The 12,015-nt window shown below is 61.7% G+C and carries 12 protein-coding genes; 5 read left to right on the top strand and 7 right to left on the bottom strand.

The features are described from left to right. Positions 1–48: 48 nt before the first annotated feature. On the bottom strand, positions 49–828 hold the full coding sequence (locus tag CAF76_RS23390; protein ID WP_085648688.1) for a YdcF family protein: 780 nt from the start codon (positions 826–828) through the stop codon (positions 49–51). Positions 829–933: 105 nt separating this feature from the next. Next, on the bottom strand, positions 934–1,257 hold the full coding sequence (locus tag CAF76_RS23385; protein ID WP_039771843.1) for a hypothetical protein: 324 nt from the start codon (positions 1,255–1,257) through the stop codon (positions 934–936). Between the two features lie 254 nt (positions 1,258–1,511). Here CAF76_RS23385 and leuS point away from each other — a divergent pair, with 254 nt between their 5' ends. The 5 genes from leuS to CAF76_RS23360 all read left to right on the top strand — a co-directional run bounded on the left by leuS (position 1,512) and on the right by CAF76_RS23360 (position 7,578). Beyond that, positions 1,512–4,118, top strand: a complete 2,607-nt coding sequence (leuS, locus tag CAF76_RS23380; RefSeq protein WP_085648687.1) for a leucine--tRNA ligase — start codon at positions 1,512–1,514, stop codon at positions 4,116–4,118. Positions 4,119–4,205: 87 nt separating this feature from the next. Beyond that, entirely contained in the window at positions 4,206–4,811 is a 606-nt protein-coding gene (gene lptE / locus CAF76_RS23375; protein ID WP_064599662.1) for an LPS assembly lipoprotein LptE, read from the top strand. Between the two features lie 39 nt (positions 4,812–4,850). Beyond that, entirely contained in the window at positions 4,851–5,888 is a 1,038-nt protein-coding gene (gene holA, locus CAF76_RS23370) for a DNA polymerase III subunit delta (RefSeq protein WP_039771848.1), read from the top strand. A 141-nt stretch (positions 5,889–6,029) separates the two neighbouring features. Beyond that, positions 6,030–6,194 (top strand): alternative ribosome rescue factor ArfA, encoded by a 165-nt coding sequence (gene arfA / locus CAF76_RS23365; protein ID WP_007958672.1) that lies wholly within the window; start codon positions 6,030–6,032, stop codon positions 6,192–6,194. A gap of 61 nt (positions 6,195–6,255) precedes the next feature. After that, a complete protein-coding gene (locus tag CAF76_RS23360; protein ID WP_085612552.1) occupies positions 6,256–7,578 on the top strand; it encodes a lytic murein transglycosylase in 1,323 nt (440 codons plus the stop codon). Between the two features lie 51 nt (positions 7,579–7,629). Here the strand turns inward: CAF76_RS23360 and CAF76_RS23355 are convergent, their stop codons facing one another. From CAF76_RS23355 to CAF76_RS23335, 5 genes are all read right to left on the bottom strand, one after another. Next, positions 7,630–8,577 carry an LD-carboxypeptidase gene (locus CAF76_RS23355; protein WP_085648686.1) on the bottom strand — a complete coding sequence of 316 codons (948 nt, stop codon included), beginning with the start codon at positions 8,575–8,577 and terminating at the stop codon, positions 7,630–7,632. A gap of 174 nt (positions 8,578–8,751) precedes the next feature. Beyond that, complete coding sequence (gene lipA, locus CAF76_RS23350) at positions 8,752–9,750, bottom strand: lipoyl synthase (RefSeq protein ID WP_162130488.1); 999 nt, start codon at positions 9,748–9,750, stop codon at positions 8,752–8,754. Between the two features lie 25 nt (positions 9,751–9,775). After that, on the bottom strand, positions 9,776–10,423 hold the full coding sequence (lipB, locus tag CAF76_RS23345) for a lipoyl(octanoyl) transferase LipB (protein ID WP_039771855.1): 648 nt from the start codon (positions 10,421–10,423) through the stop codon (positions 9,776–9,778). Beyond that, positions 10,423–10,698 carry a DUF493 domain-containing protein gene (locus CAF76_RS23340; RefSeq protein WP_011336094.1) on the bottom strand — a complete coding sequence of 92 codons (276 nt, stop codon included), beginning with the start codon at positions 10,696–10,698 and terminating at the stop codon, positions 10,423–10,425. Before CAF76_RS23340 ends, lipB begins: the two co-directional genes overlap by 1 nt. Before the next feature lie 84 nt (positions 10,699–10,782). Next, positions 10,783–11,940 carry a D-alanyl-D-alanine carboxypeptidase family protein gene (locus CAF76_RS23335; protein ID WP_011336095.1) on the bottom strand — a complete coding sequence of 386 codons (1,158 nt, stop codon included), beginning with the start codon at positions 11,938–11,940 and terminating at the stop codon, positions 10,783–10,785. Between the last annotated feature and the right edge of the window lie 75 nt (positions 11,941–12,015).

Here is a 12,015-nt window from a genome sequence, read left to right as displayed (position 1 = left end):
CACTGTGGGAGCGGGCTTGCTCGCGAAGGCGCCATCAACGACAACGCATCAATCGGTGCTGTCATTCCCTCGGTAGAACAGCGAATAGCCGATCTGCCCCACCGCCTCGTTCATCAACTGCCCGCTCTGCCAGATCGACTTGAACTCCGGCAGCCAGCCGCCGAACGGTCGTGCATTGTCCGTGCCGAGGAAACCGACCGGCGCCGGCACGACCTCGAACCCGGCCTGCTGATAACTCCACACCGCTCGCGACATATGCCAGGCCTGGGTGACCAGCACGATGCGTTTGACGCCTTCCGGCAACAGCATTTTGGCGCTGAATTCGGCGTTCTCCCACGTAGTGCGGCTCTCTCCCTCCTGCCAGCGCACGGTCACGCCGAAGTCATCGCGCAGCGAATCCGCCATCAGCTTCGCCTCGGTCGGCGGCGTACCGTAATGCAGGCCGCCGCTGGTCAGAATCGGCAGCCCGGACGCCTTGGCCAGTCGCGCCGCATAACGTTGGCGCTCAAGCCCGACACCGGTCGGTTGATCTTCACCCCAGGCCAGATCGCCGCGCTCGCGGCCGGAGCCCAGCACCACAATCGCATCGGCGCGCTGCGCCAGGCTTTTCCATGCTTCCCGGGCCAGCGGCGGCTCCCGCTCCAGGGCTTTGGCGCCCCATTGCACGACCACCGGCAGACTCATCAGCAAGAAGCCACCAAAACCCAGGGCGAAACACAGCCCGGCCAGTCGCGGCCGCGAACGTCGCAGCCACCAGGCGACGAGCAGCAGCAACAAGAGAAGGCCTGGCGGCAATAGAAGTTGTTTAACGAAATAACGAAAAGGCATCGAGCATCTCCAGAGATGCCCGAAGCCTAAGTGGGTTGATACAGCGCGACAACCAGTAGGGTCGGATCCCGTTGAAAAAGATCCGCTTTTTGACCTGCCATGCGTTTACTTGGCCTGCAGAGTCCGCACTTTGACGGCGTCTCTGCCGGGTGCCTTGTCCTTGAGCCAGATGACCTTGGCCGAATGGGCAGCATCGAGCTGTTTCACTGCTTGTGACAGGTATCCGTGGGTTTCACGCTCACTGCGATCCAGATAGGCCTTGACCAGTTTGAACTCGGCGGGACTCAAGCCACGCAATTCCAGCTCCAGGGGGCGCTCGTCGCGCAGCCTTCCAGCGGTTTTTGCCGCGTCCAGGGCCATCCCCAGACGATCGATCAACCGCTCGTACAACTCGGGTTTGGTAACGTTTTTTTGCTGTGACTCCACCATCCCTCACCTCATTGAAGATAAGACTCACTCCCCAGTTAGAGCTTAGCTTCGCTGCACAAACCGGCTGCGTGCCGCGACCAACGGCCCTCGCCGCGATTTCGGCCGGTCAAACGGCTGCAATCAGGGTTTCCCTAGGCCAAGCGCGGTCATGTATGCTACGGCGCTTCCTGTAACTCCACTTCCAGCTCGTCCGACATGCCCGGGACGTCGCATTGAAGAGGATTAGGCCACCCCTATCCAGTACAAAAGTAGCCATGCACGAACAATATCAGCCCCGTGAAATCGAAGCCGCCGCCCAATCGTTCTGGGACGAGCAAAAGTCCTTTGAAGTCAGTGAACAGCCAGGCAAGGAAACCTACTACTGCCTGTCGATGTTCCCTTACCCCAGCGGCAAGCTACACATGGGGCACGTGCGCAACTACACCATCGGCGACGTGATCTCCCGCTACCAGCGCATGCTCGGCAAGAACGTTCTGCAACCGATGGGTTGGGACGCCTTCGGCATGCCGGCGGAAAACGCCGCCATGAAGAACAACGTGGCCCCGGCCAAGTGGACCTACGAAAACATCGCCTACATGAAATCCCAGCTGCGCAGCCTGGGCCTGGCGGTCGACTGGTCGCGGGAAGTCACCACCTGCAAGCCGGATTACTACCGCTGGGAACAATGGCTGTTCACTCGCCTGTTCGAAAAAGGCGTGATCTACCGCAAGAATGGCACCGTGAACTGGGACCCGATCGACCAGACCGTTCTGGCCAACGAACAGGTGATCGACGGTCGCGGCTGGCGTTCCGGCGCGCTGATCGAAAAGCGCGAAATCCCGATGTACTACTTCAAGATCACCGCCTACGCGGATGAGCTGCTGGAGAGCCTCGACGAACTGACCGGCTGGCCTGAGCAGGTCAAGACCATGCAGCGCAACTGGATCGGCAAGTCGCGCGGGATGGAAGTGCAGTTCCCGTACAACGTCGACTCGATCGGCGAAACCGGCACCCTGAAAGTCTTCACCACCCGTCCGGACACCCTGATGGGCGCAACTTATGTTGCCGTGGCCGCCGAGCACCACCTGGCCGCTCTCGCCGCGAAGAACAACCCTGAGCTGCAAGCGTTCATCGCCGAATGCAAGGGCGGCAGCGTCGCCGAAGCCGACGTCGCCACTCAAGAGAAGAAAGGCCTGCCGACCGGCCTGTTCGTCGAGCACCCGCTGACCGGCGAAAAACTGCCGGTGTGGGTCGCCAACTATGTACTGATGCACTACGGCGACGGCGCGGTCATGGCTGTGCCGGCGCACGACGAGCGCGATTTCGAATTCGCCCACAAGTACAACCTGCCGGTCAAATCCGTGGTGCGCACCAGCTCCGGTGAAACCAACCCGGCGCCATGGCAAGACGCCTACGGCGAGCACGGCACGCTGATCAACTCCGGCGAATTCGACGGTCTGGACTTCGCTGGCGCGTTCGACGCCATGGAAGTCGCCCTGATCAAGAAAAACCTCGGCGCCTCGCGCACCCAGTTCCGCCTGCGCGACTGGGGCATCAGCCGTCAGCGCTACTGGGGCTGCCCGATCCCGATCATCCACTGCGATGCCTGCGGCGACGTGCCGGTGCCGGAAGATCAACTGCCGGTCGTCCTGCCGGAAGACGTGGTGCCGGACGGCGCCGGTTCGCCGCTGGCACGCATGCCCGAGTTCTACGAGTGCACCTGCCCGAAATGCGGTCAGCCTGCCAAGCGTGAAACCGACACCATGGACACCTTCGTCGAGTCGTCCTGGTACTACGCCCGTTACGCCTCGCCGCACTTCGAAGGCGGTCTGGTGGAAAAATCCGCGGCCGACCACTGGTTGCCGGTGGATCAGTACATCGGTGGTATTGAACACGCCATTCTTCACCTGCTGTACGCGCGTTTCTTCCACAAGCTGATGCGCGACGAAGGCCTGGTGAGCTCCAACGAGCCGTTCAAGAACCTGCTGACTCAAGGCATGGTGATTGCCGAGACTTACTATCGCCGCGAAGCCAACGGCGCCTACACCTGGTTCAACCCGGCGGACGTCGATCTCGAACGCGACGGCAAGGGCAACGTCACCAGCGCCAGACTGAAAACCGACGGTCTGCCGGTGGAAATCGGCGGCACCGAGAAAATGGCCAAGTCGAAGAACAACGGCGTTGACCCTCAATCGATGATCGACCAGTTCGGCGCGGACACCTGCCGCCTGTTCATGATGTTCGCCTCGCCGCCCGACATGAGCGCCGCGTGGTCCGACTCCGGCGTTGAAGGTTCGCACCGCTTCCTCAAGCGCGTCTGGCGTCTGGCTCAGGCCCACGTCACTCAGGGCCTGCCGGGCAAACTGGACATCGCCGGCCTGAACGACGAGCAGAAAGCCGTTCGTCGCGCGATCCACCAGGCGATCAAGCAGGCCAGCCATGACGTCGGCCAGAATCACAAATTCAACACCGCCATCGCCCAGGTGATGACGCTGATGAACGTGCTGGAAAAAGCAGCACAATCCACCGAACAGGATCGCGCACTGGTTCAGGAAGGTCTGGAAGCCGTTACGCTGTTGCTGGCTCCGATCACCCCGCACATTTGCCACGAACTGTGGAATCAACTGGGCCACGCCGACCCTGTGATCGACGCCGGCTGGCCAGTGGTGGATGAAAGCGCACTCGTTCAGAACAGCCTGACCCTGGTGATCCAGGTCAACGGCAAGCTGCGCGGCCAGATCGAAATGCCGGCCGCCGCCACCCGTGAAGAAGTCGAAGCGGCAGCCCGTGCCAACGAGAACGTGCTGCGTTTCGTTGACGGCCTGACGATTCGCAAAGTGATCGTAGTGCCCGGGAAACTGGTCAATATCGTCGCCAGCTAATTGGATCGGGCGTCAGGCGTGCCTGACGCCCAGTAAAACCTTTCGGGCCACAGAGTCGGCCCACATGGTTTCAAGGGGAGCAACACAATGATCAAACGCAATCTGCTGGTGATGGGCCTCGCCGTCCTGTTGAGCGCCTGCGGTTTCCAGCTGCGTGGTACCGGCACCAACGAACTTTCGATCAAGGAGCTCGATCTGAGCGCCCGCAACGCCTACGGCGAAACCGTGACGCAACTGCGTCAGGTGCTGGAGGCCAGCGGCGTCAAGGTCGTTTCCGGTGCGCCATACAAGCTTTACCTGTCCGATGAGCAGGAAAGCCAGCGCATCCTCAGCTACGCGGGCGCCGGTCGTACTGGCGAATATCAGGTGAGCACCGTGCTGACCTACGATATCCGCGGCGAAAAGGACCTGTTGCTCAAGAGCGACAAGCTTGAAGTGCAGAAAGTGTTCATCCACGACGGCAACAACCTCGTGGGTTCCGACCAGGAAGCCAATGATGCCCGACGTGAAACACAACGCGAGCTGGTACAGCGCATGATGCTGCGTCTGCAACAGCTGACACCGGCACAGCTTGACGCTCTGCAGCAAACCGCCAACGCACGGGCCAAGGCAGAAGCCGACGCCCTCGAAGCGGCACAGAAGGCTGAAGCGGAAACCCCGCGCCAGTCGCCGCTCGAACTGCCGCAGCAGTAAGACGTTCGGGGCGCTCAGGCGCCCCGTTCGCCCTCTCTTATGAAGCTCGCTCCCGCCCAACTCGGCAAACACCTGCAAGGCGCTCTTGCGCCGGTCTACATCATCAGCGGCGATGACCCGCTGCTGTGTCAGGAAGCCGCCGACGCCATTCGCTCCGCTGCCCGCCAGCAAGGGTTCGACGAACGTCAGGTGTTTGCCGCCGACGCCAATTTCGATTGGGGTACGTTGCTGCAGGCCGGCGCCAGCATGTCGCTGTTCGCTGAAAAGCGCCTGCTGGAACTGCGCCTGCCTTCGGGCAAGCCCGGTGACAAGGGCGCCGCCGCACTGATCGAATATTGCTCGCGCCCGGCTGAAGACACGGTGCTGCTGATCAGCCTGCCTAAGCTCGACGGCAGCGCGCAGAAGACCAAGTGGGGCAAGGCGCTGGTCGAGGGTCAGCAGACCCAGTTCGTGCAGATCTGGCCGGTGGATGCCAACCAGTTGCCGAGCTGGATTCGTCAGCGCCTGTCCCAGGCCGGCTTGTCGGCCAGTCAGGACGCGGTCGAACTGATTGCCGCGCGGGTCGAAGGCAACCTGCTGGCCGCTGCGCAAGAGATCGAAAAGCTCAAGTTGATGGCCGAGGGCGGACAGATCACCATCGAAACCGTACAGGCGGCCGTGGCCGACAGTGCGCGTTTCGACGTGTTCGGCCTGACCGATGCAGTGCTCAACGGCGAACCGGCCCACGCCCTGCGCATGCTCGAAGGGCTGCGCGGTGAAGGGGTCGAGCCGCCGGTGATCCTCTGGGCCCTGGCTCGGGAGTTACGGCTGCTGGCCAACATCTCGTTGCAATACAGCCAGGGCACACCGCTGGACAAATGCTTCAGTCAGGCCAAACCGCCGGTCTGGGACAAGCGCAAACCGCTGATGAGCAAGGCCCTGCAACGCTACTCGGCGCAACGCTGGGCACAGTTGCTGCTCGAAGCCCAGCGCATCGATGCACAAATCAAGGGCCAGGCGGCCGGCTCGCCGTGGATGAGCCTGAGCCGGTTGGCGCTGCTGATGGCCGGTCAGCGCCTGACATTGCCTGCCGAATGAATTCCGGGATCGCGCGCTGCGATCCCGTTTTTTTACCGAGTCCATTTCCTACAGAACATCCCGCCGTCGGTCCTATAGACAGACGCTCTAGATCGGCAGATTATCTGCCGCGCAAAACCTCACTCAATCGAGAGAATCATCATGAGCAAAAAGCCATCGAAACATGGCCACAACAAGGCCAAATCCATCGTCGCCCAACCCCTGTTCCGCAGCCGTCAGGAACGACCAACCAAGGGTAAAGGCAGCTACCGCCGCGAAGCCTTCCAGTCTGACAGCTGGGAGGCTTCTTACTTTCTGGCCGCTTGAAGCGCAGCACCCCTTCCTCATGTTAAGGTCTGCACCTGATTCGTATTCCCTGGACCCGTGCATGCCCCTCAGTCTTTCCCGTCGTTGGCCCTTTCGCCAACTGATCGCTGCCTCCAGCTTCGTATTGCTCGTCGCCTGCGCGGAAAAACCCACCGCCGCTGACGCTCAACCGCTTCAGACCGTCCCCGTTGCCACAGCCCCAGCGGTCATCCCGCCGGTAGTGCCGTCCGGTGACAACCTCGACCTGCAACCGACCCAGACCTTTGCCGAATGGCAGGCAGGTTTCCGCAAGGAAGCCCTGGCCGCCGGCATTCGTGCCGACCTGTTCGACCGTGCCTTCGCCAATGTCAGCTTCGATGCCAGCGTGATTCGCGCCGACCGCAGCCAGCCGGAATTCGCCCGGCCGGTCTGGGAATACCTGGATGGCGCACTGTCGCCGTTGCGCGTGCGCAAAGGCCAGGCACTGATCAGCCAGTACGCCGACATTCTGCAGAGCATCGAACAGCGTTACGGCGTCGATCGCCAGGCGCTGGTGTCGGTGTGGGGGATGGAAAGCAATTTCGGCCAGTTCCAGGGCAGCAAGTCGGTGATCAACTCGCTGGCGACCCTGGCTTATGAAGGTCGCCGCCCGGGTTTTGCTCATGCACAGCTGATCGCCGCCCTGCAGATCCTGCAGCAGGGTGATATCACGCCGGAGAAGATGCTTGGCTCGTGGGCCGGCGCCATGGGGCAGACCCAGTTCATTCCGACCACCTACAACACCCACGCCGTGGATTTCGACGGCGACGGTCGCCGCGACATCTGGGGCAGCCCGGCTGACGCCCTGGCCTCCACCGCGCATTACCTGCAAAGCTCGGGCTGGCAGCGTGGCCAGCCGTGGGGCTTCGAAGTGCAACTGCCGAGCGGTTTCAACTACACCCTGGCCGACGGCGCGATTCGTAAAAGCGTCGCTGAATGGCGGCAACTGGGCGTGATCCTGCCCAACGGCGGCCAGGCACCGGCCGGTTCCGAGCAATTGTCGGCTGCCCTGCTGCTGCCGGCCGGCTATCGTGGCCCGGCGTTCCTGATCCTCGATAACTTCCGGGCGATCCTCAAGTACAACAATTCGTCGTCCTACGCACTGGCCGTCAGCCTGTTGTCCGAGCGCTTCAACGGCGCCGGCCTGATCAATGGCACCTGGCCAAAAGACGACCTGCCGTTGAGCCGCACCGAGCGGATCGAACTGCAAAACCTGCTGACCGCGCGCAACTACGACGCAGGCACCGCCGACGGGATCATCGGTGCCAATACGCGCAAGGCGATTCGCGCTGCGCAGCAGTCATTTGGCTGGCCGGCGGATGGTTATCCGACGCACAAGCTGCTGGAAAGCCTGCGTAACCAGTAAAAACAAAAAGACCGCCGCCTCTTCAGGCGGCGGTCTTTTTTTGCGGCTCGATCAGCGAATCACCACATCCTGTTCCAGCATCAACTCCTTCTTGCCCGCATCCAGTCGAACCAACGCCCCCAGCGGCAACGTCAGGTTCGGATCGCAGTGCCCGCTGCGCCAGCCGGACAGCACCGGAATCCGCAGGGGTTCAAAGGTCTGCTTGAGCAAGCGGTTCAAGGCCTCGACATCCACACCCGCCACGTCCCCGACCAACACGCCGCGCAATCTGGCCAACTTGCCCGCCAGACGCATCTGGGTCAGCAAGCGGTCGATCCGGTACAGCGGCTCGTTGATGTCCTCGATGAGCAGAATCACCCCTTCGACATCGATTTCGTAAGGCGTGCCAAGAGTCGAGGCGATCATTGCCAGATTACCGCCCTGCAAACGCCCGTGGGCAATGCCGGGCTCCACGGTGGTCAACGGATAAGCCGCCGGATGACTCAGTACACTGCCGGCCTTCAACTGACCGCGCAGCATGGCGAAGAACGAGGTCACCGTCGGCGGTTCCTTGTCCCCCAGCAGATCGGCATTCAACAACGGCCCATGAAAGGTCACGAACCCGGCGTAGCGACTGATGGCCAGGTGCAGTGCGGTGATGTCGCTGTAACCGACGAAGGGCTTGGCATGACGGCTCAGCAGGTCGTAATCGATCCGATCCAGCAACCTTGGCGTGCCGTAACCACCGCGCAGGCAAATGATCGCATCGACCTCTTCGTCAGCGAACGCCGCGTGCAGATCGTTGAGCCGCACCTCGTCGCTGCCGGCCAGATAACCGTCCTTTTCATAGACGCCCGGGAACACCCGTAAACCGTAACCCCGGGCGCGCATCCACTGAACGGCCTTTTCGGTATCCAGCGTGCCGGGGCCGGCGGGCGCAATGACGCCGATCAGCCCTTCCGACGGCAGTGCGGGCACAGACTTGTGCGGAAAAAGGGTGTGGGTCGGTCGAACGGTCATCCATGGATCTCCCTGTGTGAAGTCATGCTCACACAGTAGTCAGGAACGGCGACAAACAGAAGAGGCTCGGCTGCGCCGCAGATTGCAGGAGAAGTCAGTAACGAGTGCAGGCCGGGCAAAAAAATGCCCGCCGGGCGATAAACCCCGGCGGGCATTCTTTCATTCAGCGCTGAATCAGGAACCGAGCAGCTCGGCCTTGACCAGTTTCGCTTGCTCGTCAGCGTGGTACGAAGAACGCACCAACGGGCCGGACGCGACGTTCTTGAAGCCCATCTTGTAACCTTCCTCGGCGAACCAGGCGAAGGTGTCCGGGTGCACGAAACGCTGCACCGGCAAGTGGCTGCGGGACGGTTGCAGATACTGGCCCAGGGTCAGCATGTCGATGTCGTGTTCGCGCATGCGCTTCATGACTTCAATGACTTCGTCGTCGGTCTCGCCCAAGCCGAGCATCAGGCCGGATTTGGTCGGGATGTGCGGCATCATCTGCTTGAAGCGTTGCAGCAGGGTCAGCGACCACTGGTAGTCCGAACCCGGACGCGCAGCCTTGTACAGGCGCGGTACGGTTTCCAGGTTGTGGTTGAACACATCCGGCGGCTCGGCCGCGGTGATTTCCAGGGCGATGTCCATGCGGCCCCGGTAGTCCGGGACCAGGGTCTCGAGCTGCACGTTCGGCGACAGTTTGCGGATTTCGCGGATGCAGTCGGCGAAGTGCTGGGCACCGCCGTCACGCAGGTCGTCGCGGTCAACCGAGGTGATCACCACGTACTTGAGCTTCAGATCGGCGATGGCGATGGCCAGGCTTTCCGGCTCGTTGACGTCCAGTGGCTTCGGACGACCGTGGCCAACGTCGCAGAACGGGCAACGACGGGTGCAGATGTCACCCATGATCATGAAGGTCGCGGTGCCGCCGGAGAAGCACTCGCCCAGGTTCGGGCAGGAGGCCTCTTCGCAGACGCTGTGCAGCTTGTGTTTGCGCAGCAGGCTCTTGATGCGGTCGACTTCCGGCGAAACCGGGATGCGCACGCGGATCCAGTCGGGTTTCTTCGGCAGTTCGGTGGTCGGAATGATCTTCACCGGGATGCGTGCAACCTTCTCGGCGCCGCGCAGCTTGACGCCGGCTTCAACCTTGGGACGCGGGGCCGGGCGCTCGGTCACGTCGAGCGTCGGGATCATGGTTTGCACTGCATCAGTAGTCATATCAGTCGATTCCGCCCGTCAGGGTCGTCTGCTCAGCATAGTCGAGGTGTTTGACGAGCTGCGCGCGCAGCCGGGCACTTACCTCGGCAAATTCAATCGATCCTGCGTGCTCGCTCAGCTGGGTCATCGCCAGCCCGGCATAGCCGCAGGGATTAATCCGTCGAAACGGTTCCAGGTTCATGTCCACGTTCAGGGCCAGGCCATGAAAGGAACAACCGTGGCGAATCCGCAAACCCAGAGAAGCGATCTTCGCTCCGTCGACGTAGACGCCGGGAGCATCCGGCTTGGCCACGGCGGTCACGCCGTAGCTGGCCAGCAGTTCGATCAGGCAGCGCTCCATGCGGCTGACCAGATCGCGCACGCCGAAACCGAGTCGGCGCACATCCAGCAGCAGATAGGCTACCAGCTGGCCTGGGCCATGGTAGGTCACCTGACCGCCGCGGTCGACCTGCACCACCGGAATGTCTCCCGGCAGCAACAGGTGCTCGGCCTTGCCGGCCTGGCCCTGGGTGAACACCGGCGGGTGTTCCACCAGCCAGATTTCGTCCGGGGCCGTGGTGCCACGCTCGTTGGTAAAACGCTGCATGGCCTGCCAGACCGGCTCGTAAGCCATCTGGCCAAGCTCGCGAAAGCCCAGCGTGCCGGGCATCACAGCACCATGTGCACGAAACCGGTAGCCCGCAGTTCGCTGTTGATGTTGTACAGCTGATCCTGGTCGGTCGCGACGATGTGCAACTGAATGGTGGTGTACTTGCCGTTGCTGCTTTGACGCTCGTCGACACGCTCATCGTTGATCCTGGCGTGTTTCTTGACGATGTCGATGATCTTGTCTTTGTTGCCGACGCCCGTATCGCTGATCACCTTAACCGGATAATCAACCTGGGGAAATTCGATCTTTGGCGCCTTTACTTCGGTATCGGTCATGGCGTAACGGCCTCGTAAGCGTAAGCCCGGTAACGAACAAGGCCCCGCTCCGGATCGGAACGGGGCCATGCAGGTCAACTCAAATCAGTTGAACAAGCCGTAGAAGAATAGACGGATGCTATCCCACATGCGGCGGAAGATACCACCCTCCTCGACAGCGTCCAGGGCGATCAGGTCGGCGCTGTGCACCACCTTGTCGTCCAGTTTCACTTCGACTTTACCGATCACGTCGCCCTTGGCGATTGGCGCGGTCAGTTGGGGGTTCATGGTCATGCTGGCAGCGAGCTTCTTCAGCTGGCCTTTCGGCAGGGTCATGGTCAGGTCTTGTGCCAGGCCGGCCTTGACTTGACTGGTAGTGCCTTTCCACACCGGGGCCTGAGCCAGTTCGGTGCCCTTCTGGTAGAAGGTCTGGGTTTCGAAGAAGCGGAAACCGTAGGTCAGCAGCTTCTGGGTCTCGGCGGCGCGAGCCACTTCGCTGTTGGTGCCGAACACCACGGCGATCAGGCGCATGCCATCACGTACGGCCGAGGACACCATGCAGTAGCCGGCTTCGTCGGTGTGGCCGGTTTTCAGACCGTCGACGGTCTTGTCGCGCCACAGCAGCAGGTTGCGGTTAGGCTGCTTGATGCCGTTCCAGAAGAACTCTTTCTGCGAGTAGATCGCGTAGTGAGCAGGGTCTTCGTGGATGATCGCGCGCGCCAGGATCGCCATGTCGTGAGCCGACGAATAGTGCTCAGGGTTCGGCAGACCGGTCGGGTTCATGAAGTGGGTATTGGTCATGCCCAGATCGGCGACGGTCTTGTTCATCAGGTCGGCGAAGGCGTCTTCGCTGCCGGCGATGTGTTCAGCCACCGCGACGCTGGCGTCGTTGCCGGACTGGATGATGATGCCGTGCAGCAGGTCGCTGACAGTGACCTGCGAGCCGACCTTGATGAACATCCGCGAACCGCCGGTGCGCCAGGCGTTTTCGCTGACGGTCACCGGGTCGTTTTCACCGATCTGGCCGCGACGGATTTCCAGCGTGGCGATGTACGCGGTCATCAGTTTGGTCAGGCTGGCCGGCGGCAGACGCTGGTCACCGTTGTTTTCCACCAGCACGTTGCCGCTGTTGGCATCCATGAGCACGTAGGATTTGGCGGCCAGTTGTGGTGGCGACGGCATCATCTCGGCCGCGAAGGCGGCTGGCGAGAGGAGCAGCGGGACTAGCAGACACAGGCGTTTGGCAAAGGTGGTGATGTTCATCCGTCTCTCGAAATCGCTAATGGAAACTGTCCTGGCGGACAAAATTTAATCAGATGTCTTTCAGGTTTTGCCCGA

Source organism: Pseudomonas sp. B40(2017), from assembly GCF_002112855.1.
Taxonomy (GTDB): Bacteria; Pseudomonadota; Gammaproteobacteria; order Pseudomonadales; family Pseudomonadaceae; genus Aquipseudomonas; species Aquipseudomonas pharyngis.
The sequence above is the reverse complement of the archived record's forward strand: the minus strand, read 5'-3'. Positions and strand labels throughout refer to the sequence as shown.

Excerpts from the sequence above, each read along its gene's own strand:
- CAF76_RS23340 (WP_011336094.1), bottom strand. The coding sequence starts at position 10,698 with ATGACCGATACCGAAGTAAAGGCGCCAAAGATCGAATTTCCCCAGGTT.
- CAF76_RS23385 (WP_039771843.1), bottom strand. The coding sequence starts at position 1,257 with ATGGTGGAGTCACAGCAAAAAAACGTTACCAAACCCGAGTTGTACGAG.
- leuS (WP_085648687.1), top strand. The coding sequence starts at position 1,512 with ATGCACGAACAATATCAGCCCCGTGAAATCGAAGCCGCCGCCCAATCG.
- CAF76_RS23355 (WP_085648686.1), bottom strand. The coding sequence starts at position 8,577 with ATGACCGTTCGACCGACCCACACCCTTTTTCCGCACAAGTCTGTGCCC.
- arfA (WP_007958672.1), top strand. The coding sequence starts at position 6,030 with ATGAGCAAAAAGCCATCGAAACATGGCCACAACAAGGCCAAATCCATC.
- lipA (WP_162130488.1), bottom strand. The coding sequence starts at position 9,750 with ATGATCCCGACGCTCGACGTGACCGAGCGCCCGGCCCCGCGTCCCAAG.
- lipB (WP_039771855.1), bottom strand. The coding sequence starts at position 10,423 with ATGCCCGGCACGCTGGGCTTTCGCGAGCTTGGCCAGATGGCTTACGAG.
- holA (WP_039771848.1), top strand. The coding sequence starts at position 4,851 with ATGAAGCTCGCTCCCGCCCAACTCGGCAAACACCTGCAAGGCGCTCTT.
- CAF76_RS23360 (WP_085612552.1), top strand. The coding sequence starts at position 6,256 with ATGCCCCTCAGTCTTTCCCGTCGTTGGCCCTTTCGCCAACTGATCGCT.
- lptE (WP_064599662.1), top strand. The coding sequence starts at position 4,206 with ATGATCAAACGCAATCTGCTGGTGATGGGCCTCGCCGTCCTGTTGAGC.
- CAF76_RS23335 (WP_011336095.1), bottom strand. The coding sequence starts at position 11,940 with ATGAACATCACCACCTTTGCCAAACGCCTGTGTCTGCTAGTCCCGCTG.
- CAF76_RS23390 (WP_085648688.1), bottom strand. The coding sequence starts at position 828 with ATGCCTTTTCGTTATTTCGTTAAACAACTTCTATTGCCGCCAGGCCTT.